This window comes from Chamaesiphon sp. (assembly GCF_041738855.1).
Taxonomy (GTDB): domain Bacteria; phylum Cyanobacteriota; class Cyanobacteriia; order Cyanobacteriales; family Chamaesiphonaceae; genus Chamaesiphon.
The window spans coordinates 1-23,682 of the sequence record NZ_JBGSPA010000089.1 but is presented as its reverse complement, the minus strand read 5'-3'; the positions used below and the strand labels follow the sequence as shown (position 1 = coordinate 23,682).

The following is a 23,682-nucleotide window of genomic DNA, read 5'->3' as shown; positions in this document are numbered from 1 at the left end:
TTAATGCCACAGACTGCTGTGAGTCTACTTTTATTAGAAATCGAGCGTCAGCGAGAATTTCTGTTGTCACAGGGGCTGGCATTCGAGTTAGTTTCACTGGAAATTTAGTGCCTATATACTAGTGCAAGATGTGAGTATACCGACTCTAGCAAGCTTGAGAGTTCCTCTGCGGCGATGAGTGCGACATCGCCGCGATCGCGACTGGTAATTGTCACGATCTCTTTTCCTTTACTAACTCGATCGAGTAGTTCGGCTAGATTTTCCTGTGCGTGAGAGTAGGTAATTTCTTGGTCTGCCATCGCTACTGATTTATGGTAACTGTAGAACTATATTGTACGAGTTAACTCGACTATATGTCATTCGCTCGGGTTGAGATCGAATCTGAAATACCAAAGCTCCGAATCTGCCAGGGCTTAATAGTATCGTCCAATGGTTCGGATTGTGGTTCTTCGAGGATATTTACTACTCGATCGATCCCTAAATCCAGATCGCCACTTAACTCAATTTCCCCCTCAACTCCATGAGCTTCATAACACCGCAATACCCACGATCGATCTAGAACTTCTGAAGGCTTGAATGCCATTAAAATCAGATTCTGTGCCTGGAGATCGAGGAAACTATTACTCGATCGCAATTGCTCGTTACCTATGGCTATTTTATTGAGTTGAAATACCTGCAAGGGTGAATTCAGCTCCAATCCCTTTCGCACTGTCTGTGCGGTTTGCCAGGTGCCACTGTGGGGATAAATTGCATAGGTAAATTCATGATAACCGCGATCGGCTGTTGGATCGGGCCATTTAGAACTTCTAAACAAGGTGAGTCTCAAATAATCAGCCCCTGCATCGAAGCCATACTTACTATCATTTAAAATACTCACCCCATATTCGCAACTATTATCAGTGAGATCGACCCAGCGGTGCATAGGTAATTCCCACTTGGCTTTCTCGGCGGGGGTTTGTGGTGTTGTGGGACGATCGATCGCGCCACAAGCAGTTTCGGCGGTGGATCGATCGGCAGTAAGATTGAGGGGAAAGTTGGCTTTAATTAGGATGTGTTCGGCTTGCCAATCGACGCTGGTTTTAATTTGAACGATCGGACTATGGGCATCTAAAATATAGTCTTGCGTAAACTCACACCCAGCCAGTGCTCGCACGACGCGGACGCACTGGCGAATTGCGCCGTTTTCGAGCCAGCGGATCGATTTTAGCTGGCTGGGTGCTAATAGTTTTTGGGCGTATTTAGGATCGATATTCCAGGCATCCCAGTATTGTTCGCCGTCTTGGAAGGCTTCGAGGTGATTCGCGCCTGTAGCTGCGAGGATGTGGCGGCGGTTGACGCGATCGTAAATGCTGGCAATATCTCCAGTTTCGGGGTTTATGGCTACTTCTACGAATTGGTTTTTAAAAATCAAATCGCTGGAAGCTAGTGTTTCCGTGGAGACTGGCGGCGGTTCAGATGGTGTTACCCCTCCAACCCCCCTTGGGGGCTTCTCCGGCTCCCTCCCCTTGATAAGGGGAGGGCTGGGGTGGGGTAACAGATCTTCGCCGTAGCTAATATTTCCGTCTGTTTGGGGTGCTGCGGAGATGGTGAACCCACCCCCAGCCCCTCCGAGGAGGGGAGTAAGAGCAAGCCAAAATAAGCGATAACCGATGCTAGGTGAGTTGGTGGCGAGGAATAGGATCTGTTCGGCGGATGATTGGCTGGGTAATAAATTTCCGTCAGCGTCGAAGACTTGCCACGCAGCTAGATCCCCGACTTCTGAGAGAAGTCGGGGATCTGAAGGATTTAGGGGGTATCTGACTAATTCAGTACGCTCCCAATTGAGTGCGTTAAAAATGACGATCGCAATCGCACCAGCGACAGGCGGAGGAGGGAGTAAAATCCGATCGCAAATCTCACCCAAAGCATTACTAATTACCTGCGTCGTCACGCGTTCGACATTTTCCCAGGCTTCATTTGCCGTCACATATACAGGCTCGATCGCCGTGCCAGGGATGATATCGTGAAACTGATTGAATAATGTCTGTTTCCAAGCTGTCTCGATCTGCAATTTGAGATCGGCGGGATAATCTTGCTCGGTAACGATACAAGCGATCGATGACCATAGCTCGGCTTGATATAATAAGTCCTCACATTGCCGATTCGATCGCTTTTGATCGGCGTGGGTGGTAAAACAACCACGATGAAATTCGAGATACAGTTCGTCTCGCCATACTGGTAAAAGTTGACTATCGGCTCTACTTGTCAACTTGTCCAGGTATTTTACCGCTGTCGTAAATTCGAGAGCGGGAAATACATCCGACTTTGACCAGCGATCGGCAATTTCCAACATATCACGGGTCGGTCCCCCACCATGATCGCCCACACCGAATAGATATAGGGATTCATTGATACCCGTACTAGTTTGCCAAGCACAGGCATAGTCTATCATCTTCAACGGATCGATCCCTTCCCCGATCGGTGACGACATCAAACTAAATACGCGACTACCATCGGGAGACTCCCACCAGAATAATTGATATGGAAATTGATTGGTATCATTCCAGAGAAACTTCTGCGTGACGAAATAATCGATCCCACCCTGCTTGAGTAACTGTGGTAATTGCCAACAAAATCCAAATGTATCTGGGAGCCATGCAACTCTGGTATGTGCCCCAAATCGCGATCGATTGTATGCTTGTCCGTAGATAATTTGCCGCGCGATCGATTCTCCCGAAATCAGATTCAGATCTGGTTCGATCCACATTCCCCCCACGATCTCCCATTTACCCGCTTGCACCTGCTGACAGATACCTGTAAATACGTCCGGCTGATGGAGTTCCATCCACTCATACAATGCAGGCGTAGAATGACAAAAAGTCAGATCGGGAAATAATTGCTGTAAACTGAGACTCGATCGAAATGTCCGCTCCGCCACCTCCCAAGTCTCCGCCACCTCCCACAACCAAGCCATATCCAAGTGAGCGTGTCCAAGCAATTGAATAGTCTGCAAAATCCCCTCCCCAGAGGAGTTCGCGTGGAAAATCCCCTCTTGGGAGGGGTGCCCGAAGGGTGGGGTGGGTAGATCTCCGCCACCGCCAACGATCGATCTAATTTGTCGCTTAACATCCAATACCTGCGCGATAAAGCGACAACGATCGATCTTCACCAAATCATAATCGATCGCCTCAATCATTCCCCCCACCACCTCCAATTGCGCTGGCTGAAAACTCGCCACCTGCTTCACCATCACCGCCAACTCATCCGCCAACCACCCTGGTTCGGGATCTGTCGGATCTGCGGACTCAAAAACCAGCCGAGAACGCATCAAAGCTCCGATATCGTGCCCAGGACTGACCATTCGCAACCGCACGTCTATAGCCGTCCCAGGTACCACAGCGGACATCAACAATACGCGCGGACTATGGTCGAATAAATCCCCCTCCTGCACCAATTTCCCATCGACAAATACCTGCGCGACCTCTGCCCACCAAGTAAACGCCAGCCGACAGGATAGACTAGTAACTGGATAACCATGCAGATCGATCGGCATTACCAATTTTTGTGCCAACCAGATCTCCTGTCGCCCCCGCTGTCTTGTCTCTCTTCCATGGTCGGGGAACCCGACCGGAGAGAGCCGCTCCCAAGCGATTTGTCCCCTCTGATTCAAGCTAGCAATCTCCCAAGTATCCAGCTCTGTATCGACAGATCCCGCTCCCAGTAGCATCCGCCAGTCAGTGAGAATATCCTGCTGACTCAACCGCCGCAACCGCTCGATCGCCGATCCAAAATTTTGCTCAGAATCATTCATAGTTTCGCTAAAATCTTAGGTATTTAAAATCATATCAGTAGCTTTAAATCTAGAACCAACTTTGGATCTGTATCAACTTGCTCGAACATGGCAATCGCTGAGACGATCCACATCGATCGAGACTTTAAGATCGGACTAAAACTCAAACGGTGCTTATCCACCTACCGGACATTACTAAAGCCTAAAACCTAACACCTAAAACCTAATTAAACCCCCATGTCTGGAAAGTACCACAGCCGAGTCTTTACCTTTATTAGCAAAAGCACAGATCGATTGAAAGATAGTTGTGCCAAAGGTTTGCGGCATATTAAGGTAGCAGTAGTTTGGACTGGTCAGATTTTACTCTATCCGCTCCAATTACTAGCCCAGGCGATGGAAAACTTTCCACCCCAGCTTCCGCCACCACCTCGACAATTATCACTACCGCATCCAGCTTCGGATATTAACATCGAACAGGCTCTCGATCTAGTCGTGGCGGCTGGATATCCGATCGAGATTGCTGCGAGTAGTACCATCACCTGCGATGATTGGTCGCTCATCGATGAAAGTAGCTGGAATCCAGAGCATGAGCTGACAGCAAATCAAAGTCATGAAGCTACTTATCATGCTCGGACAGCTAGTCAAGTTCGAGCGAAAAAGCCAAGCATTCGCGGGCTTAGTTCATTACTAAGCGATCGCCAATTAGTATTAGTAACTACCGAAAATGAACTACTAGATCTCCTCACTATTTCCCAACAACAAGAAATTCGCCGTCGGATCGGACTCGATATCGCGATCGCTTGGCATCAATGGCGGGCGGATCGAATGTCGGGCAATCAATCCACGCCTCAAATCTCATCTGACAGACAAGTATTACTAAATGGTGAAACTGACGATCGATGGATCGCAATCGATGCTGTAGATTCACCAAATCAAACATTACTTTTACAGGAAAAAATTCAGCTTGAAGAACGAGATTCGCGATCGCCAACATTACGCGATCGCCTACAAAAATGGTGGCACAATTTTGCTACTGTTCCGCCAGAACCTAGCACAATAGTCCCAGACTTCACACTCAAATTACCAGCCACCAAATACCCCTTTACGCCCCAACCACCGCGACGCGATCGCTTCATCGAGCTGCCGCAACTCCCCCCGATCCTCGAAACTCAATCGCATCCTACCCCAGCTAATCCCGTTTTAGCTAAGTTGGGCAAATTTCAACTAAGTTGGCTCAAGAATTGGTCTAATTATTATCGAGACTATCTACATATACCATCGCAGACTAATAATCAAATTATTTATCAGCCAGCAGAATTTAAACTAGAGCCGATCGATCCACAACCTCAAAAAATCAGATATACAGAACTTACTCAAAACCAGCCTGTTAGCCTTGAATCAAAAGTAAAAACTCGTCACCAAACTACTAATCAAATCTCAAACCAAGTCAAGCAAGAGCTAGAACATTTTCCAGATTGGATCGAGACAGATTCCGAACTAATTGGCTATAGTCGATCGCCATTATCGCACTTCTTGGCATGGCTCGATCGCATCATCTTGGCGATCGAAAACTGGCTGATAAAAATCTGGGAGATGATTACCAATCATCCCGCACGCAGTTGAATTAATCGAAAACTGTAGCTAATTCGAGCTGGTTGTCAAAATTCATCAGAGCCGCACCTGGGCGATCGAGTAGTTTATGCTTTATCTGTGGTGCCAATGTCAATCGAGTCCAGCTTTGCGCGATCGCATCAACAGCCGACTATTCCCACCGAGCGGGAGGGGATGATAATATGTATGCGCCAATCTAGCGATCGTCAATTTAGGGATTCATCGGTTCCAAAAGTCGATCGATCTGGTAATCTAATGTTCATCAGTCGTTGTGATCTACCTGAGTTGCAATTATAAATTCTAAATGAAGTTATCTTACCGTTGTTTATCCGCGATCGGTTTATTAGGTGCCACCATCTTTGGTGGGATCTCGATCGCAACTGCTCCCGTCCAAGCAATCCCCGAAGCCCTAGTAATTGACAAGTTACAGAATGTACCAGTTTATGTAATTACCGATGAGAGCGGTACGCTAGTTGAAGCTCAGACCAATACGCCAGGAAAACCGCCCCAGACTTCCACTGGAGTATTCCTAAGTAGTCAAGATGCCCAAAATTTCATCGACAAAAACCTCAAAACTCGACAGCCAGATCTCACTAAGGTAGTCAAAGTTACACCAGTTAGTTTGGGCGAGATCTATCGCCGTCAACAAGAAAATAAAAATAAGCCCCAGCAACTTAGTTATGTTTTGGTACCGACAGCCCAACAAGCTAGTTCGGCAATCAGTATCCTCAATCGGAGTGGTCAAAAACTCACTCAATTCAACAATGTCCCCGTATTTATCGCGATGATCAAAGTCCCATCTGGGCAAGAGGAATACTTGATGTTCCGACGCGATCGTCGAGAAATAGTACCACTGTTCTTGAGCGAACCAACCCTCAGAGCGATGGTAGCCAAAACATATCCCAATCTAGCAAGCAAGGTCAACATTCGCGTCATCGATATCAACTCTCTGTTTGAATATATGACGACCAAGAACGACCCCATTATTAACAATTTTGAATTTAATGCCAATATGGATATTCGTTAACAGTTGACAGTTGACAGTTGACAGTTGACAGTTGACAGCGAAGTTTGTAGGGTGGTGATTTAAGCCCCACCCTGCAAACAATCCACCTCAAGGTGGGGGATTTAAACCCCTGCGCGTCGTTAAAAAGTTGACAGTTGAGAGTTGAGAGTCGATCTGGAGAATCGAGGATAACCAGCGTAGACTAGATCTACACCCATCCCGACTTGTGTCATGTCCGACTATCCCGACTACCTCCAAAAAATCCTGACAGCTACCGTCTATGATGTCGCGATCGAATCGCCACTCGATCGCGCCTCCATCCTCTCACAACGGTTGAAAAATCAGATTTTGCTCAAACGTGAGGATATGCAGCCTGTCTTCTCCTTCAAGCTACGGGGTGCCTATAACAAGATGGCAAAACTCAAGCCGGAATTATTGGCACGCGGGGTGATTGCGGCTTCGGCCGGAAATCACGCTCAAGGGGTCGCCTTGGGTGCCCAGCGGCTGGGGACAACTGCGACGATCGTCATGCCTGTGACGACGCCCCAAATGAAGGTAGATGCGGTGGCGGCTAGCGGCGCAGAAGTGATCTTACAGGGTGAGACTTACGATGATGCCTATACTTACGCCTGTCAGCTCGGGGAAGTGCGGGGGTTGACTTTTATTCATCCTTTTGACGATCCCGATACGATCGCGGGACAAGGAACGATCGGGATGGAGATCTTGCGGCAATACCAACAACCGATTCATGCGATCTTTGTGGCAATCGGCGGCGGTGGGTTGATCGCGGGGATTGCAGCGTACGTCAAGCGGCTCTATCCTGAGACGAAAATCATCGGGGTGGAGCCAGTCGATGCCGATGCGATGAGTCGCAGTCTCGCAGCGGGAAAGCGGGTGAAACTCGATCGCGTGGGGTTGTTTGCGGATGGGGTGGCGGTGAAGGAAGTCGGCGTAGAAACCTTCCGGTTGTGTCAGATGTATGTGGACGAGGTAATCCTTGTCGATACCGATGATATCTGTGCGGCGATCAAAGATGTCTTTGAGGATACGCGATCGATCTTAGAGCCTGCTGGCGCGCTGGCGATCGCTGGTGCCAAAGCTTATATCGATCGCGAAGGAATTGAGGGCGAAACGCTAGTGGCTGTAGCTTGCGGCGCGAATATGAACTTCGACAGGCTGCGATTTGTTGCCGAACGAGCGGAACTAGGCGAACATCGCGAGGCAATTTTGGCGGTGACGATTCCAGAAGAACGAGGCAGTTTTCGTCGCTTTTGTACCTGCTTGGGTACGCACAATCTGACCGAATTCAACTATCGGATGGCAAATACGACTCAAGCACATATTTTTGTCGGCATCCAAGTCCAAAATCGGGCAGACACCGCGATGATTATCGCGAAACTAGTGGCAGAGGGGTTTAAAACGATCGATCTCACCGATGATGAGATGGCAAAACTCCATCTCCGACATCTCGTCGGCGGACGTTCGCCTGTGGCTCAAGACGAACTCCTCTACCGATTTGAGTTTCCCGAACGGACTGGCGCACTCACTAAATTTCTCAATAGTATGAACCCCGATTGGAATATTAGTCTGTTTCACTATCGCAATCACGGTGCTGATTATGGGCGGATTCTGATCGGGATCGAGGTGCCGCCCACGGAGATGGTCGCTTGGGATCGATTTCTCGATCGCACTCCATATCGCTATTGGGATGAGCGCGCCAATCCAGCTTATCAGTTGTTCTTGAGTTAGAGGCTCCGATATCAGATCCCCGACTGCTCGGAGCAGTCGGGGATCTAGCATTTACAATTTACTGCGCCACTCAGACATCAAGGCTTGAACGGCAGCATAGTTGGGTGCGTCTTGAGGCACCATCTTGGCAGTATCGATCGCCAGTTGCCAGTATTGCTTCTGGGCATAGCCTTGAGCGATCGTGTCGATCTCTTGCGACCACACCTCAATCGCTTGTTTGACTTCTGTGGCGGTGGCTGAAGTGACGGGAATCTTGCGCGCGGCGAGGATTGCTTGATAACGAGAAGTTGCATCACCTGACTTGACAAATAGCCTTGCTTGTGCTAAGTCGGGAATTTGCGCTGGAGCAGTATTAGTTGACCCTGTGGCGGGGACTGGTGATGAGGTGGTCGCAACTGGAGTATTCACACTACTTGCGGGTTTGACGAGTTGCTGCTGGGTGCGAGTGTGCTGGGATTTGAAAACATAAATGCCACCACCTGCTGCCACCATCAGCGTCAACAGCAAGCTAATTTTTGCCCAATGAGGCACTTCTCTGGTGCTGGGTGTCGGCTGTAGCTTTCTGACGATCGCCCCTGTCCCGATCGGTTCTGGAGTGGCGATCGCGATATTGGGACTCGGTGGGATATAAGTAGCATAATTATCATCTCGACCGAAAGGTACTGGCGTCGGTGGTGTATATACTACTTCGGGGATGCTTGCTGATGAGATCGATGATTGGGTAGTGGTCGAGAAAACTGGACGATAGGTAGAGACACCAGTAGGAATGATTGCCATTGGTGTTTGGAGTGGCTTCCAGTGGTGTTCGCTCAATTCTACTAGGCGGCTGGTCAGATATATATCGATCGTCTCCAGGTTGAGATCGGGGTGATAGTTGAGAGCTTCTAGGAGAGCTGTGGTAAATAATCCATGCCCCAAACCGGAATCTTCATGGGAAAATTCCTGACTCTGACAGGAGAGAAAAGTCGGAATCTGATACTCCTGAGCGAGTTTGGCAGTAATTGTCCCAATGCCGCCTCCAAGTGAGAGGTGCTGAGAGTGGTTGGCATCGAGAAACACTAGCGCGTTGACACCAATATCGCGGAATTGTTGATAGAGTTGGCGGATTGAGATACAAGTATTGGCGAGATCGTCAGTCTTCCCATCGATCGGGATCAGATAATCTTCATTCCCAAAACTGACGCCACAACCACTAAAAAAGAACCATAACAAATCGCCATGATGGAGTTTGTCCCAAGACCATTGTTTGAGCCAGCGGTTGATATTTTCGCGGTTGGGGTAGGTGGATTTAGTGTCCGACTGAGGAGATGTATCGGTCAAGAGCAAGCATTGTGCTGGCTCCCAGCCAGCAGCATCGATAAAAAACTGCTCCATCGCAGTAGCATCTGCCATTCCATAGCTCAGTGGCGTCAAGAACTGATATTGATTGATACCGATCGAAATACAAGCTTGGTTTGCCATTTAAGGTTCGATGATGAATAGACTAAACTGTTTCGCACTTAAATTAAATATTTGATGTTCTTCAACAGATGAGGTATCTAGAACCTTAAAATTGCTGTCCGATCTTAACTACCAACTACTGTACGCATTAACTTAGGCTGATATTCCAGTAGGTAGCCACGATCGAGCTGGATTTAAGCTCATAATAGCATTTTACCCAGCGACGAGTGTTGCCAAATTTTGCGGTCTGCGGCGATCGATTGCCATGATAGCAGCCACAACCGATCGGTTATGCGTCTATGCTAGCAAGTCAACATCCAGTAAGAAGATCGCTGGTCGATCGGGAAGATCGATCGATAAAGAACTGACACAGTGAATATTGCTATGTTGGCGATAGATCTCCGGCAAAGGTTGAAATGCCGAAAGTTGGATCGATTGAATACTTGGCGGCGAATCGATCGGTAATCCCACCAACCGATCTGGTGCAGGCTGAAGAATCAATAAATATTTAGTCTGCTCGTCACTACGTCTAGATCCAACAGGCTGACTCCCACGTCTGACGCTCGGCTCGCCGTTGTGGCTCTGGCTAGCTGCTAATCCTGATGGTGTCTTGCCAAAGATCCGATGTCCCACATCGATAACGACTAGCTCTCGACCCTGATAAGTAGTCAAACCAATCCCCGTAGCATGGGGATCGCCGTAGACGCGATTGAGTGTCGTCACTTTCTGAACGCTAGTCAATGGGAGCGCGAAAGTCTCATCCCACAGCTTGAAGGTAATCAGACGTTGGGTTGCTTCGGTCTTCTGCGCCGCCAATCGGCGCGATCTCAGTGGAGAATAAATAGCCATGGGTACAAAGGTCGGATACTACTATCTAGAGTGCCACTTTTGGATCGGGAAGTTACTAACTACTACCATACCTGTGTTGAATTAGATATTTAGGGTAGTGGGTGAATGGTGAATGGTGGATTGTTGATTTCTGGGGTATCTTTACAGCGTGGATCGGTGATGTAGGGGGAAAAGGGTAAAGGGAAACGATCGCCACTGGAGAAAAAGCGGCTTCCTGCACAAAAATGTGACTTTTGCGATCCAAGTGGGGAAAGATAAAGAAGACATATCCAAACCGTGCCATGCCGATCGCGTCAATCTACCACTATTTCTAAAATTCCTGCACCTTTATCAATCGAGTCCACTAAGCTATGAGTTTGAGCCATGAATCAGGGTTCTAGCAGCGTTGCTGATACCGAAAGAACAATCAACCCCATCAAGTTATTAGAACAGTTAGCTACTTCCCAAGCTAAAGGTTGTCTGCGAGTTGTTGCCAATGACATTATCTGGTTACTGTACTTTTATGAAGGTAAACTATTTTATGCCAATCACTCCCTCGAACCGATCGAGCGACTAGAGCAACATTTGCGCCGGATTAGCCCAGTTATCCTCCCCAACCAAGTCTATACCGATTTGCGGGAACAGCTCAAAGAGGCTAATTTGGAGGCGAGTTATCCCAGCCTAGACTATCAAGCAATTCAGTGGTCGATCGCTCAGGGGCACATCACTGAGCAGACTGCGGGGGCATTGGTCAAAAGCATCACCAAAGAAGTACTTCAGTCATATCTGTTGCTAACTTCAGGTACTAGCGAACTCTTCGCGCGGGAGACATCGTTTCCGATTTGGTGGAGTGGCAATTTTTTGTTTGTGACCAAGGAATGTCAGACCGAACTCCAGGCTTGGCAGGCACTGCAACCAGCGATCCAGTCACCGTATCAACGTCCATATCTGATCGATGTCGAGCATCCACTGCTCACGCCAGATGTCAAGGCCAAGTTGAGCAAAATCTTGATTGGGTTTAGCTTTCGGCAGTTATCGTTGCTACTCAAGCAAGATGAGTTGACAGTCGCCAACAACCTGCATCGGTTGATCAATAATCGGATTGTCGGCTTGCGTCCGCCCCAGCCACCATTCGATCGGATGCACCGACTATATGCTGGTACAGATAGCAATCGCTTTAATGAACAAGAGCAATCGGTATCGGCGACACTGGCGGCTGTTGCCGAAAAAACAGGCGCGCTCGGCCCTTCAACTGGCGAATTAATCGAACAAGCTACTTATAAGATTGCTTGTGTTGATGATAGTCCGACTATTTTACGCGAAATCAACCGCTTTTTGGATGGGAATAGCTTCAAGGTGTTTCCGATCGTCGATTCGGGGACAGCATTGATGAAGATCATTCGGATCAATCCTGACATCATCTTACTGGATGTGGGAATGCCGACGATCGATGGCTACAAGCTCTGTTCGATGTTGCGGAAACATCCAGCCTTCAAAAAGACGCCAATCGTGATGGTAACTGGCAATACTGGCATCATCGATCGCGCTAAAGCCAAGATGGCTGGCTCGACTGATTATATGACCAAACCTTTTACCCAAGCAGGATTAATTGAAATGGTGTCTAGACATCTGATGTCAGATCATCATTAAATATTCGTTCGCAATGTTGGTAAACGTGGGAATTAGAACCTTACCATATTGTTGAAATCAGGTCGTCAGCAGTTTTTAGTTAAATAAACAATTAATTCACTCTAACAGTATATACACGGGAAAGTTGAGCAAATGGTCAAGATTTTAGTGGTTGAGGACACGCCTTCTGAGATGCAGTTGATGACTCTTTATCTCAAAGATAATGGTTATCAAGTTGTCTCTGCTGACAATGCTAAAGATGGGCTAAGTCTGGTTACCAAAGAAAAGCCGGATATCGTGATCACTGATGTAGTGATGGAAGGGATGAACGGGTTTGAGTTTTGTCGGACACTGAAAAAAAATCCCGATACTGAAAAAATTCCCGTGATTGCTTGTACATCTCGCGGTCAAGACCTCGATAAATTGTGGGGTAAGAAACAAGGTGTCGATGTCTATGTCACCAAACCTTATTCCCAAGAGGACATCATCAATGCTGTGAAATCTGTCTCTAATTAAATTGGTGAATGGTGAATTGTAAAATTTTATGCCAAGGGATGAAGTTCCCGATCTTTATTTCTCAATTCAAAGAGCGATCGTCTCCAGTACGGCACAGCCGCACGAACATCAAGACTTAGCTCAATCCTTAAACTTTATTCACCATCCACCATTCACCATCCACCATCCACCATTCTCATTATGAGTGTCACCACCACACAATCAACCAAACGATCGACCAGAACTACTGGTGAGATGTTTTTGAGATTTCAACTTGACAGCCAAACTTGTGCGGTGGTGCCGATGCTCCAAACCCAGGAAGCGATCGTCCTCCCAGCGGGGCGAGTGTCAGTAATTCCCAATCTTCCCTCGCCTGTCATCGGCTTATTCAACCGTCGGAGTACGCTACTATGGCTCGTCGATCTGCCAGAAATGCTGGGATTGGAACCGATCGATCGCCACACGCACAGTTATGATATCGCCCTCCTCAAGGTGGGGCAAACGCCGTTAGCTGTCGCAGTGCGATCGATTCAGGGCGTAGTGAGGTTTGCCAAAGACGAGATCGAATCACCCATTGGTAGTTTCAATCCAGCTTTTACTCCCTATCTCCACGGCTGGATCTTGCAAGAACGCGAACTAGTATTGGTACTCGATCCTGAAGCAATTATTAATGCCAAAGTGTTCAACCCGTCAGCAGTCGAACCATAACACTCGATCGGCAATTTTAGATTGAGTCTCAAGCTGTAGTTCTCAGTTTGTCATTCAGTGCAAGCGATCGCCACTAGCTCTAGAATTGTCGGGTTTCACTCCATGCTACCCAGCCGATAAATCTATTGAGTAGAGTGGCCCAAAATCCCACCTCCAAATCTGACAACTAGCGACTAACTAATCACCAGATATTTATATTAAACTACACTATTTGATTTATGAATCAGTTTAACGAACCAAATCAATTCAACAGTACCGATGTCATGACAGAGATATTCACCCAGCAAGGTGAAATCGCCATGAATGCGTCTAGATCTACATCCAATTGGAATAAATTTAGCCTCAAAACCAAAGTAACGCTACTTGCTACAATCCTTGGTTTGGCTCCACTCATGGCAATTGGTACACTTAGCTACGTCCAAATCAATAATGCACTGAGAGAGCAGACCGTCCAAGCTCAAAAAGATCGAGCGGTTCAGATCGCCGATAAATTCAATCGATTTATCTTCGAGCGCAATGGTGATGTAGAAGTTCTATCCTCACTCCCGATTTTTAATGATGCTAAAATCTCCGCAATTGGTAACACAGAATTTAAAAACAATCTGCTTCAGCGATATGTAGATATTTATCAGGTATATGATAGCATCGCCGCATTCGATCTCAAGGGTAATCTCATTGCCCAAAGTAAGGGGATTGTATCTGGAAATCACCTGGATCGCCAGTATTTCCAAGATGTGCTCAAAACAGGTAAGACGGTCATTTCCAGTCCAGAACTATCCAAAAGTAGCGATAAAATGGTGATACATTTTGCCGCACCAATTAAGGATAGTACTACAGGTCAACTTATCGGTGTGATGCGGACGAGAGCACCGATCGAACGCCTGGATGCCCCACTCAGAGCTTTTGCGAGTAAAAGCCAAAACTACTACGTTCTCGATCGACGCACCAACAAGGTCTTCATCAGTTCTAACGGTGAGTTCGCTAGCAAAGCAGCCGACGCCGATCTGACTCAAGCCTTGACATCACAGAGCTTGGTATCACATCGACATCAAGGTGGAGCAGACGCTCGATCGGGTGCGGGCAAGACTGAACTACTTAGTGCTGCCCCCCTTGGTAAAATCGACGGGATGCAGCAACTGCCGTGGGTAGCGGTAGCCTCGATCGATGAGGAGGCAGCCAATGCCACCCTGAGCGGACTATTATTGACAATCTTGGCTGGAGCGGGGTTGACTGCTCTGTTCACAGTTGCCTTGGCGACCTTCTTTGCAGAGCGAGCCACACAGCCGATCGCGGATGCTGCCAAAGCGGTCGAAAAAATCGGGCAAGGCGACTTCAGCAATCGTTTGGAAGTCGCTAGTGAAGATGAGATCGGGCAACTGGGTGGCAACATCAACTTGATGGCAAATCAAATTCAAGGACTGCTCCTCGCCCAATCAGAACAAACCAGACGCACGGATTTATATGCCGAAATATCTCGCGCTCGGACTGGGGCAGATTTAGTTTCACCTCTATCTCAAGTCCTCGTCGAAGCCAGAGAAATCCTCAAAGCCGATCGATTGGTGGTCTATCGGTTTATGGCAGACAATCGGGGCTACATCGCAGGGGAATCATTTGGCGCGGGCGGTAGCAGTGCGATCGCCGAACAAGTCAACGACCCCTGTATCCCCGCAGAGTTACTCGCCGCCTACGCTCAAGGACGCGTCATCGCCAATGATAATGTCGCCGAGAGCAACTACCATCCCGATCACAAACGGCTATTAGTCCGCCTCAACATCAAGGCAAATTTGGTAGTGCCGATCGTCCAAAATGGTAACTTATTGGGGCTACTAGTCGCTCACCACTGTCAACAGACTCACGCTTGGCAAGAGTGGGAGAGCATCTATCTGACCAAATTTGCCGAACAGATCGGTGTGTGTTTGAGTGGCTTTGTCATCTCCGAGCGCGGTCAACTCGACGCCGCTAGACAGCGCGACAAAGCCGTCCGCGAACAGTTGCTCGCGACGATCTCGCGCGCTCAATCCACTCAGGAAATGACGACACCACTAGTTTATATTCTCGAAGAAGGACGCGAAAAGCTGGCTGCTGACAGGTTGGTAGTCTATCGTTTTTTCCCCAGCTATGGCGGTCAGATCGTTGGGGAAGCAGTATTACCAGGATTTGTCAAAGCTCTGGACGATCGGATTGAAGATGCGTGCATCCCACAGGCATTGCTGGAATCATACAGCCAAGGTCGCACGATCGCCACCGTTGATGTGATGGCGAGTAATTATCACCCCAACCACCAGCAATTGCTGACGAGACTGCAAATCAAATCCAATCTCGTCGTACCGATCCTCCAAGGTAATAACCTGCTCGGACTACTCGTCGCGCATCACTGTACCAGTATCCACGAGTGGGAAGAGTGGGAAACTGAGTACCTGACTGAGTTTGCCCTACCGATCGCCGCGTGTCTAGGTGGCTATGCAGCGACCGAGCGGAGCCAATATGAAGCCGAACAGTCTCGCCAACGCGCTGAAACAGCTCGGAAAGAAAACGAAAGTCGCCAAAAAGAATTACTCCGGTTGCTGACCGAAATCGAAGGAGCTTCCGATGGTGACTTGACAGTGCGATCGGAAATCAGCGAAGGGGAAATCGCGATCGTCGGTGACTTCTTTAACGCCATTATCGAAAGTCTCCGCGACATCGTTAGTACTGTAAAAACAGCCGCGAGCCAAGTTAATGGCTCAGTTGGTGAAAATGAATCGGAAGTACGACTGCTGACTACTGCTGCGACCAAGCAAGCCGACCAAATCCAGCAGACTTTGGCAAAAATCGAACAAGTGACCACCTCGATCCAATCAGTGGCAGCGGATGCCCGTCAAGCGGCAACTGTAGCGACATCTGCCGCTGCTACCGCCGAAGTTGGCGGTCAAGCGATGGAGCGGACAGTCCAAAGTATCTTGCAACTGCGCGAAACCCTCTCCGAAACTGCCAAGAAAGTCAAACGCTTGGGTGAATCCTCACAACAGATTTCCAAAGTCACTGGACTGATCGACCAAATCGCTCTCCAAACCAACCTCCTCGCGATCAACGCCAGTATCGAAGCCGCTCGGGCGGGTGAAGAAGGACGCGGTTTCGCGGTAGTTGCCGAAGAAGTCGGAGAACTAGCCGCGCAATCAGCTGCAGCGACCAAAGAAATCGAAAAAATCGTCGAAATCATTCAACGCGAAACCAGTGCGGTCGCCCAAGCGATGGAACTTAGCACCACCCAAGTAGTCGAAGGTACCCAATCGGTCGAGCAAACCAAAACCAGTTTGAAACAGATTATCGCCCTGTCCAATCAAATGGATACCTTCTTGCAATCGATCTCGACCGCGACGATCGATCAAGTAGCCACCTCCCAAGCCGTAAAGGTCGATATGGCAGCAGTCGCGCTGATCTCCGAGCAAACTTCCGACTCCTCCAAGCAAGTATCGACCTCACTCCAACAAACCGTCACCGTCGCCCAAGCACTCCAAGCTTCGGTTGGTAAGTTTAAGGTTAATGCCGATCTCAACTAGGTGTTAGGCTTTAGGCTTTAGGCTTTAGGGTTCAGGAGGACGCAAGCGTCCCAAAATCCGAATTCTAATTACAACCTAAAGCCTAACACCTAACGCCTAAAGCCTTCCTCCAGCCTAAAGCCTAAGACCTAAAGCCTAATCCCTAACCCGATGATTACTTCAGATCAAGAACAACAAGTCAAACTCCAGTTTCTGGATGAAGCGACCGATTATTTAGATACGATCGAATCGGGACTGCTGGGACTGGGTACTGGTGCAGTGACAGGCAAGCAGTTAGACGCACTCCTCCGCGCTGCTCACTCGATCAAGGGTGGTGCAGGCATGATGGGATATACCACCCTGGCGGGGTTGGGTCACCATTTGGAGGATTATTTCAAGATCCTTCAGTATGGCAAATCGGCTCCGCCCGATGGTCAGATCGAGCAGCTATTGCTCGGGACGATCGATAAGTTACGGCAGATTGTCACGCTCAATCGTCAAGGTAGAGATGCCGATGATGCTTGGTTGGAGACGCAAGTCAATCCGATCTTTGCTCAGTTGCGCGATCGCTTGGGAGAGTTCAATCCTGAAGATGAAGCCAATATGCTGGCGTCGGAGTCGGGGGAGGATATTCTGACGTTCTTATTTGAGTCAGAAGTGGAGCGTTCTCTAACACAACTAGAAGTATCTGTCAATAGCGACAATTCGAGTAGCTTGTATGACGAGTTGCTCATCAGCGCGGAGGAATTGGGTGGTTTGGCAGAAATGGTCGAATTGCCAGCATTGGGACGCTTGTGTCAGTCTGTGCTGACCCACCTCACCTCACAACCTCATCAACTGAGATCGATCGCCGCTCTGGCTCTAGCCGCTTGGCGACGCACTCAAGCAATGGTGCTGATCGGTCAAACTAGCAATCTCCCCAGCGAGATCGAGTTGCCAGGATCGGGGATTGTCGCGATCGACGAAGCCGAAACAGTCCCAGAATGGGCCGATCTCGATCTGGGCGCGAGCGGCGAACAGACGATCGCGCTCCATGATTTCACCATGGATCGACCGATTACTATTTCCGATCTTGGTGGTGAAGACAGCAGTTCTGAATCCGCAGTCTTGTTTGGATATACCAGCGCGAATGACTTCCAGACTCTAACCGATCCATTCGCCACGATCGATGCTTTTATCCCGCCAGCTTTTTCGACCATCACCAATAGTGACGAACTAGACGAATTCGCCACCAATGAGCAAGATTCTGATATCCTCAACCAGATCTCACTGACTCCCACCGCCGAATCAACTCGTTCGCGTAGCATCCCCTTTGGGGAATCGTTTAGCTCGAACAGTAACGATCTTGATGAATTTAGCACCAGCGAACAATTTTCCGACTCGTTTCACGTCCAAACTACCGTCGTCCCCGCACCCGAACAAGAAATCGTCGATGCTTTCGAGCGACTCGATCTCAGTGGCGATCTGTCATTCGATACCGATGTGCCAGAGTTATTATCGGCGTTGTCTGGCTTCCTATCAAATCCGGCAAGCTCAGAGGATGTATCTTCCGCAGTATTTAGAGTCACGCCCAAGTCGCCAGCCGAGGCTCTGGCTCAAGAAGCCGCAGATCTCCTCACCGCCTTGGATGCAGCACCAGAAGTCATCGACGATCTAGTCGCCGCCAGCGGACAGCCTGCCAATGCTACAGCTCCCGTCGAGCAAACCATCCGCGTCGCCACCAAACAACTCGTAGAGATTGGGGATCTGTTTGGCGAACTGACGATCGATCGCAATGGCTTAAATCTCAACTTACAAGGACTGCGCCAGCTAGTCGCCAATCTCCAAGTCAAAGTCAAGCAACTAGAACAGTCCAACTTCAATCTCCGCGCCGCTTATGACACCACCGCTAGCAAATCACTCGATCCCGAGGCAACTTTGACTCAGCGCAATATTAGTTTAGCTAGCGATTTTACCAACGAATTAGATATCCTGGAATTCGATCGCTATAGCGAATTGCACCTCCTCTCTCAAGAAGTGATGGATAATGTCGTCCAGATCGAAGAACTAGCCACCGATCTCGATCTCCAACTCAACGATACCGAACGTACCAACCGCGACCTCAATCGCACCGCCAAACAACTGCAAACAGGCTTGACGCAAGTGCGGATGCGTCCGATCTCCGAACTGTTCAATCGCTTTCCCAGAGCGATCCGCAACCTATCGATCGAACATTCCAAACCGATCGACCTTCGCCTCAAAGGCGGTACCACCCTCATCGAACGGAGCATCCTTGAAGCTCTCAACGATCCCTTGATGCACCTTGTCCGCAATGCCTTCGATCATGGGATCGAACCAAGTGCCGTCCGCCGCGCCAGTGGCAAATCCGATACAGGCTCGATCGAAATCAGTGCGACTTATCGTGGTAACCAAACCGTCATCACCATCAAAGATGATGGTGGCGGGATCGATCTCGACAAAATCCGCGCCAAAGTCAAAAAAATGGGCATCGACGATCGCGAGATCGCCAATTTCAAAGATAGCGAACTGATCGATCTCATCTTTGAACCAGGCTTTAGTACCGCCGACAAAGTTACCGATCTCTCTGGGCGTGGTGTCGGGATGGATGTCGTCCGTACCAATATCCGTTCCTTACGTGGGGACATCTTTGTTGAAACCAAACTCGGCAAAGGCAGTACATTTACGATTACCGTCCCCTTTACCCTCTCCGTCGTCCGCGTCCTCCTCGTCGAAGTCAATGGCTTGTGGCTAGCCATCCCCAGCAACATCGTTGAAGAAATCATCCTCCTCAACCCCGAGCAAGTCATTAGTACCGCCGGACAAAAGATGCTCCAATGGGAAAACTTCACCGTCCGACTGATCCAACCCGCACAGTATCTCAATTTTCCGCCGCTGAGTTCTGCTGTTACCACCGCTGCACTCCCTACCATCAACTGTCCTACTGTGCTGATGATCGACCAAGGACAAGATCTCGTCGCCGTCGAGATCGATAAATTCTGGGGCGAACAAGAAGTCACCATCAGGCAACCTCAAGGCAAGATCCACATGCCTCCTGGCTTTACTGGCTGCACGATCCTGGGCGACGGTCGGATCGTCCCGCTCGTCGATGCGATCGCCCTCATCCGGTGGATCGATGGCGATTTCGCTACCGCCACCACGGCGATCGGTAACACTTTAAAACTCCTCACGGAATCCCCCACCCAATCGCCACCGCTACCAGCTCCCGCCCAACGCCCCCGCGTGCTCGTCGTCGATGACTCGATCAATGTCCGTCGCTTCGTCGCTCTCACCCTCGAAAAAGCCGGATATCTAGTCGAGCAAGCCAAAGATGGTCAAGAAGCGATCGACAAACTTCAAGCTGGTCTCCATCCTCAAGCTGTTGTCTGTGATGTCGAAATGCCTCGGATGGACGGCTACGGGTTCCTTGCCACCGTCAAAGGTCTCGCTCAGTTCAAAAACATCCCCGTCCTCATGCTCACCTCCCGCAGCGGCGATAAGCATCGTAAAATTGCCATGAATCTCGGCGCCAGTGGCTACTTCTCCAAACCCTTCAAGGAACAAGAATTACTGGTAAGTTTGACCAAGTTGATTAGGTTTTAGGCTTGAGGTTTTAGTCCAATGTTAAATTACAATTTTCCAACCTGATGAGTAAGCGATTAACACCTCAAGCAATTGTGACCAGGTTCTATCGCGATCGAATTCTTTTTTGCAGCTTGGGCTGTGTTGCTGGGTTCAGCGTCGTAGTATTGATGGTATCACCAGGATTGCAAGGATCTGTCTCCTTTCCCTTGTGGGTGCTGCAAATTCCCACGCTAGTCATCACAATTGGGACGATGATTGTGATGCTCTCACTGGGGAACTGTCCCGCCTGTGGTCGTAGTCCTTACTCGAACAGCCAGAACCCATTTCCGACCCGCTGTAATAGCTGTGGCGTACGACTGCTATAGTTAAAGTGGCATTTAGCTATGAGCGTTCTCCCGAACTAACGTTAGAATATTAACAATATTGGTGCAGCTCGATCGCGTATGTCTAGTGTCAAACTCGAACAAATCAGCCGTAAATTCTCCGACGCAGCCGCTGGGCAACAACAGCGATTTGTAGGGATCGATGATATCTCCTTCGAGATTCCTGACGGTGAATTTTGGGTGCTAGTTGGGCCATCGGGATGTGGCAAGTCCACCCTACTTAGAGTGATTGCTGGACTAGAAACCGCAACCAGCGGGAATATCTACATTGGCGATCGCTTGGTCGATCGGATCCCCGCCAGACAACGAGATGTCGCCATGGTATTCCAAAACTATGCTCTTTATCCGCACATGACAGTTGCTGAGAATTTAGGATTTGGGATGCAAATGCGTGGTGTAGATCGAGATCTGATTCAACAACGAGTCAAAGATGTCGCCAAATCTCTGCAAATCGACTCGTTACTCGATCGCAAGCCCAAGCAACTCTCCGGTGGACAGCAACAACGAGTAGCACTCGGTCGCGCGATCGCCCGTTCGCCGCAAGTATTCTTACTCGATGAACCGCTCTCCAATCTCGATCCAGGACTGCGCGACAACACCCGTACCGAACTACGGCAACTCCATCAACAAGTTGGGATTACGACGATCTATGTCACCCATGATTATGTCGAAGCGATGACACTCGCCGATCGGATTGTCGTACTCGATCGCGGCTACATCCAACAAATCGGTACGCCGTCAGAAATTTACGATCGACCTACCAATCAAATGGTGGCAACTTTTATCGGTAACCCACCGATGAATATCATCCCCGCAATCTATCACAATCGGATCTGGAATATCGGGGAGAGCAAAATCTCCTGCCCTTCAGAATTAGCCACCAAATTACAACTGCGAGATGGACAAGGTTTAAATCTCGGCATTCGTCCCGAGCATCTGACGATCGTCCCAAATTCACAGCCAGACACCTTACTAGTTACCGTCCGCAGCCTCGAACCACTCGGTCGTGAAACACTCCTCAAAGCTCAAGTCGATGGCACATCGATATCGCTGGCTCTATTAACTACTCCCGCCGACAGTTCGACCCAACTAGCCAATTCACCCGTCCCAAGCATCGGCACACAATTAGCCGTTCGATTAGACCCTCAGTCGATGTTCATCTTCGATCCCAGCACGGGGAGCAGATTAGCTCCAGATCGATCGTTCGTTCGGGATTGAATTAGTTCGGGATTGTGTAGTGCCGATTGACTTGACTCAGATCTACATCGATCTCTATATGCTCAAAAATTGCCCCAGTAAGTTTCGCACCACTCAGATTTGCTTGTGACAAATTAGCCCCAGTGAGATTAGCGCGGCTCAAATTTGCATCGGTAAGATTGACTCCTGTCAGATCTGCATATCGCAAATCTGCACCAATGAGGTTGACTTGACTCAGATTGGCTCCCCGCAGATTTGCCAATCGTAAATCTGCCTTTCTCAACGATGCTTGCGCTCCATTGATGTTAGTTAAATTCGCTCGAATCAAGATCGCTTCATTGTCGATAGAGTTTAAAGTTTACAAAGGACTGGATTTCCAAAGTGCGATCGCTCACTCGGAAAACCTCGAAACTGAAATCCCTGACAATAAACAATCAATGAATGTATATCGAGCCTTTACTCAAAAACCGATCGAAACATGGTTGAAGACTTTTTATCTGACTCTGGAAATGGTGAGTTTATCTAAAGAGGAGATTAATTCACTGGAGAATTATCTTTATACAAATTTGCTGTTAATAGAGTGCAAACGCTCTGCTGTTATGAGATTGCCAGAGTTATGGGACCAGATTGAAGATCGGATGTTGCGGGTAGTTTTGCAAGATTGAAATCTCCTGCCAGATCCAGACTAAAATAGAAAGCTAAATCACAGAAAGATGAAATCAAATGGCAAAAGTCAAACAACGACACCTGGGTGGATTGCCGCCCAAATACAGTTTCATGGTCAATCCTTACCCAGAGGAACGAGTCTCCCGTTGTCCTTTGTGCGATTGCAAGACTGGACAACGCAAAATACCGATCTTGATTCATGTCAATCCCCATCACTTAATTGCGCTCAACTATACTTGTCGTTACTGTCGAGATTGCGATCTCCTCGTCGCCCATAAACATGAAATCGAGTATTATCTGACTGCATTGTTTATTCAGCAAGCTCCTGAAGTGGTCGGAAATGACTATCTGGCTGTTGGTACAGTCGAAAAAAGTGTGTGGAAAGAAGGACTAAAACAGCAGCAATCGATCGATAAACTTTTGCCGCACGCCAGTGATTTTGCCACCTATTATCAGGAATTACAGCTAACTAGAGCAGGTTACTACAAGGCAGACCAAAAGCCACCGATCGCAGTACCCCCGCCATCACAAGAATGGGTTAAGACAATTCCTAACCCATCCAAAACCAAGCACCGAAAGACTTTTAGTCAACTTTAATCGACACCGATCGCCTCCTGCGCCTCTTTAGCCAGCTCTAGCTCCAATTCAACTGGATCGATCAAATTGGTTTCTACCATCAACCGCTCCAAAGCCAAGAGCCACCGCTGATAATAATCCCAGCTCGGATCGTTTAGAGCATGTGCGGATTCCCACTCACCGATCGATGTAATCAACTGTTGTCGAAAGTCTTCCCATTCATAGTGTCCCTGCTTGGCTAGCGCGATCGCCATCCCAAACGCCCGACCTTCCCAGGAATCCTCAAAAAATAGATCGCCGTCACAGCGCGGTGGGGACTCTTTAGATCCCAACATACTGGTGGCGGCGAAATGCTCGAATTGAGTTTGCATTGTTTTCCTTATGTAGGGCTTGCTGAAGAAGACTAGAACCCGCGAAGGGAGACGAATTCAATCGATAACGGGAAGAGCGAAGTCCCAGAAAATTAGCTAAGATCGGTCTAAAGCCTAGTCCAAGGTGTTAATACTCATGTACCGACAAGTTGAC

20 protein-coding genes are annotated in these 23,682 nt (G+C 48.7%); 14 read left to right on the top strand and 6 right to left on the bottom strand.

Going from position 1 to position 23,682, the window contains the following annotated elements; translation table 11 throughout:
* Positions 1–104: 104 nt before the first annotated feature.
* Entirely contained in the window at positions 105–299 is a 195-nt protein-coding gene (locus ACEW9I_RS08770; protein ID WP_373539968.1) for a type II toxin-antitoxin system Phd/YefM family antitoxin, read from the bottom strand.
* 50 nt (positions 300–349) lie between these two features.
* Positions 350–3,790, bottom strand: a complete 3,441-nt coding sequence (locus tag ACEW9I_RS08765; RefSeq protein WP_373539967.1) for an alpha-mannosidase — start codon at positions 3,788–3,790, stop codon at positions 350–352.
* A 216-nt stretch (positions 3,791–4,006) separates the two neighbouring features.
* On the opposite strand from ACEW9I_RS08765, the gene ACEW9I_RS08760 reads away from it, so the two are divergent.
* The 4 genes from ACEW9I_RS08760 (at position 4,007) to ilvA (ending at position 8,135) form a co-directional block, all read left to right on the top strand.
* Entirely contained in the window at positions 4,007–5,392 is a 1,386-nt protein-coding gene (locus ACEW9I_RS08760; protein WP_373539966.1) for a hypothetical protein, read from the top strand.
* Between the two features lie 32 nt (positions 5,393–5,424).
* Positions 5,425–5,580 carry a hypothetical protein gene (locus ACEW9I_RS08755; RefSeq protein WP_373539965.1) on the top strand — a complete coding sequence of 52 codons (156 nt, stop codon included), beginning with the start codon at positions 5,425–5,427 and terminating at the stop codon, positions 5,578–5,580.
* 104 nt (positions 5,581–5,684) lie between these two features.
* Positions 5,685–6,407, top strand: a complete 723-nt coding sequence (locus tag ACEW9I_RS08750; RefSeq protein ID WP_373539964.1) for a Tic22 family protein — start codon at positions 5,685–5,687, stop codon at positions 6,405–6,407.
* Between the two features lie 210 nt (positions 6,408–6,617).
* Positions 6,618–8,135, top strand: coding sequence for a threonine ammonia-lyase, biosynthetic (gene ilvA, locus ACEW9I_RS08745; protein WP_373539963.1), 1,518 nt, complete (start codon positions 6,618–6,620; stop codon positions 8,133–8,135).
* Between the two features lie 51 nt (positions 8,136–8,186).
* Here the strand turns inward: ilvA and ACEW9I_RS08740 are convergent, their stop codons facing one another.
* Positions 8,187–9,596, bottom strand: a complete 1,410-nt coding sequence (locus ACEW9I_RS08740) for a caspase domain-containing protein (protein ID WP_373539962.1) — start codon at positions 9,594–9,596, stop codon at positions 8,187–8,189.
* 276 nt (positions 9,597–9,872) lie between these two features.
* Complete coding sequence (locus tag ACEW9I_RS08735; RefSeq protein WP_373539961.1) at positions 9,873–10,424, bottom strand: chemotaxis protein CheW; 552 nt, start codon at positions 10,422–10,424, stop codon at positions 9,873–9,875.
* 363 nt (positions 10,425–10,787) lie between these two features.
* On the opposite strand from ACEW9I_RS08735, the gene ACEW9I_RS08730 reads away from it, so the two are divergent.
* The 8 genes from ACEW9I_RS08730 (at position 10,788) to ACEW9I_RS08695 (ending at position 21,936) form a co-directional block, all read left to right on the top strand.
* On the top strand, positions 10,788–12,053 hold the full coding sequence (locus ACEW9I_RS08730; RefSeq protein WP_373539960.1) for a response regulator: 1,266 nt from the start codon (positions 10,788–10,790) through the stop codon (positions 12,051–12,053).
* A gap of 132 nt (positions 12,054–12,185) precedes the next feature.
* On the top strand, positions 12,186–12,548 hold the full coding sequence (locus ACEW9I_RS08725) for a response regulator transcription factor (RefSeq protein WP_373539959.1): 363 nt from the start codon (positions 12,186–12,188) through the stop codon (positions 12,546–12,548).
* A gap of 28 nt (positions 12,549–12,576) precedes the next feature.
* Positions 12,577–12,732 (top strand): hypothetical protein, encoded by a 156-nt coding sequence (locus ACEW9I_RS08720; RefSeq protein WP_373539958.1) that lies wholly within the window; start codon positions 12,577–12,579, stop codon positions 12,730–12,732.
* A complete protein-coding gene (locus ACEW9I_RS08715) occupies positions 12,729–13,235 on the top strand; it encodes a chemotaxis protein CheW (protein ID WP_373539957.1) in 507 nt (168 codons plus the stop codon). The genes ACEW9I_RS08720 and ACEW9I_RS08715 overlap by 4 nt, the downstream gene beginning before the upstream one ends.
* Positions 13,236–13,453: 218 nt before the next feature.
* Positions 13,454–16,774, top strand: coding sequence for a methyl-accepting chemotaxis protein (locus ACEW9I_RS08710; protein WP_373539956.1), 3,321 nt, complete (start codon positions 13,454–13,456; stop codon positions 16,772–16,774).
* A 150-nt stretch (positions 16,775–16,924) separates the two neighbouring features.
* Positions 16,925–20,353 carry a response regulator gene (locus tag ACEW9I_RS08705; protein ID WP_373539955.1) on the top strand — a complete coding sequence of 1,143 codons (3,429 nt, stop codon included), beginning with the start codon at positions 16,925–16,927 and terminating at the stop codon, positions 20,351–20,353.
* 44 nt (positions 20,354–20,397) lie between these two features.
* The gene (locus tag ACEW9I_RS08700) at positions 20,398–20,700 is read left to right on the top strand and encodes a hypothetical protein (RefSeq protein WP_373539954.1); all 303 of its coding nucleotides are present in this window, start codon (positions 20,398–20,400) and stop codon (positions 20,698–20,700) included.
* Positions 20,701–20,778: 78 nt separating this feature from the next.
* Positions 20,779–21,936 (top strand): ABC transporter ATP-binding protein, encoded by a 1,158-nt coding sequence (locus tag ACEW9I_RS08695; RefSeq protein ID WP_373539953.1) that lies wholly within the window; start codon positions 20,779–20,781, stop codon positions 21,934–21,936.
* A 1-nt stretch (position 21,937) separates the two neighbouring features.
* Here the strand turns inward: ACEW9I_RS08695 and ACEW9I_RS08690 are convergent, their stop codons facing one another.
* Entirely contained in the window at positions 21,938–22,198 is a 261-nt protein-coding gene (locus tag ACEW9I_RS08690) for a pentapeptide repeat-containing protein (protein ID WP_373539969.1), read from the bottom strand.
* A gap of 19 nt (positions 22,199–22,217) precedes the next feature.
* Between ACEW9I_RS08690 and ACEW9I_RS08685 the strand changes: the two genes are divergently transcribed.
* Together ACEW9I_RS08685 and ACEW9I_RS08680 are read left to right on the top strand one after the other, a co-directional pair.
* The gene (locus ACEW9I_RS08685; RefSeq protein ID WP_373539952.1) at positions 22,218–22,580 is read left to right on the top strand and encodes a hypothetical protein; all 363 of its coding nucleotides are present in this window, start codon (positions 22,218–22,220) and stop codon (positions 22,578–22,580) included.
* A 58-nt stretch (positions 22,581–22,638) separates the two neighbouring features.
* Positions 22,639–23,178 (top strand): hypothetical protein, encoded by a 540-nt coding sequence (locus ACEW9I_RS08680; RefSeq protein WP_373539951.1) that lies wholly within the window; start codon positions 22,639–22,641, stop codon positions 23,176–23,178.
* Here ACEW9I_RS08680 and ACEW9I_RS08675 read toward each other — a convergent pair.
* Positions 23,175–23,528 carry a nitrile hydratase accessory protein gene (locus ACEW9I_RS08675; RefSeq protein WP_373539950.1) on the bottom strand — a complete coding sequence of 118 codons (354 nt, stop codon included), beginning with the start codon at positions 23,526–23,528 and terminating at the stop codon, positions 23,175–23,177. The genes ACEW9I_RS08680 and ACEW9I_RS08675 overlap by 4 nt on opposite strands.
* Positions 23,529–23,682 lie beyond the last annotated feature (154 nt).

Coding starts and splice junctions, on each gene's coding strand:
- ACEW9I_RS08760 (WP_373539966.1), top strand. CDS start 4,007: ATGTCTGGAAAGTACCACAGCCGAGTCTTTACCTTTATTAGCAAAAGC.
- ACEW9I_RS08710 (WP_373539956.1), top strand. CDS start 13,454: ATGAATCAGTTTAACGAACCAAATCAATTCAACAGTACCGATGTCATG.
- ACEW9I_RS08740 (WP_373539962.1), bottom strand. CDS start 9,596: ATGGCAAACCAAGCTTGTATTTCGATCGGTATCAATCAATATCAGTTC.
- ACEW9I_RS08750 (WP_373539964.1), top strand. CDS start 5,685: ATGAAGTTATCTTACCGTTGTTTATCCGCGATCGGTTTATTAGGTGCC.
- ACEW9I_RS08700 (WP_373539954.1), top strand. CDS start 20,398: ATGAGTAAGCGATTAACACCTCAAGCAATTGTGACCAGGTTCTATCGC.
- ACEW9I_RS08715 (WP_373539957.1), top strand. CDS start 12,729: ATGAGTGTCACCACCACACAATCAACCAAACGATCGACCAGAACTACT.
- ACEW9I_RS08725 (WP_373539959.1), top strand. CDS start 12,186: ATGGTCAAGATTTTAGTGGTTGAGGACACGCCTTCTGAGATGCAGTTG.
- ACEW9I_RS08735 (WP_373539961.1), bottom strand. CDS start 10,424: ATGGCTATTTATTCTCCACTGAGATCGCGCCGATTGGCGGCGCAGAAG.
- ACEW9I_RS08730 (WP_373539960.1), top strand. CDS start 10,788: ATGAATCAGGGTTCTAGCAGCGTTGCTGATACCGAAAGAACAATCAAC.
- ACEW9I_RS08680 (WP_373539951.1), top strand. CDS start 22,639: ATGGCAAAAGTCAAACAACGACACCTGGGTGGATTGCCGCCCAAATAC.
- ACEW9I_RS08705 (WP_373539955.1), top strand. CDS start 16,925: ATGATTACTTCAGATCAAGAACAACAAGTCAAACTCCAGTTTCTGGAT.
- ACEW9I_RS08675 (WP_373539950.1), bottom strand. CDS start 23,528: ATGCAAACTCAATTCGAGCATTTCGCCGCCACCAGTATGTTGGGATCT.
- ACEW9I_RS08685 (WP_373539952.1), top strand. CDS start 22,218: ATGTTAGTTAAATTCGCTCGAATCAAGATCGCTTCATTGTCGATAGAG.
- ACEW9I_RS08770 (WP_373539968.1), bottom strand. CDS start 299: ATGGCAGACCAAGAAATTACCTACTCTCACGCACAGGAAAATCTAGCC.
- ACEW9I_RS08765 (WP_373539967.1), bottom strand. CDS start 3,790: ATGAATGATTCTGAGCAAAATTTTGGATCGGCGATCGAGCGGTTGCGG.
- ACEW9I_RS08720 (WP_373539958.1), top strand. CDS start 12,577: ATGCCAAGGGATGAAGTTCCCGATCTTTATTTCTCAATTCAAAGAGCG.
- ilvA (WP_373539963.1), top strand. CDS start 6,618: ATGTCCGACTATCCCGACTACCTCCAAAAAATCCTGACAGCTACCGTC.
- ACEW9I_RS08695 (WP_373539953.1), top strand. CDS start 20,779: ATGTCTAGTGTCAAACTCGAACAAATCAGCCGTAAATTCTCCGACGCA.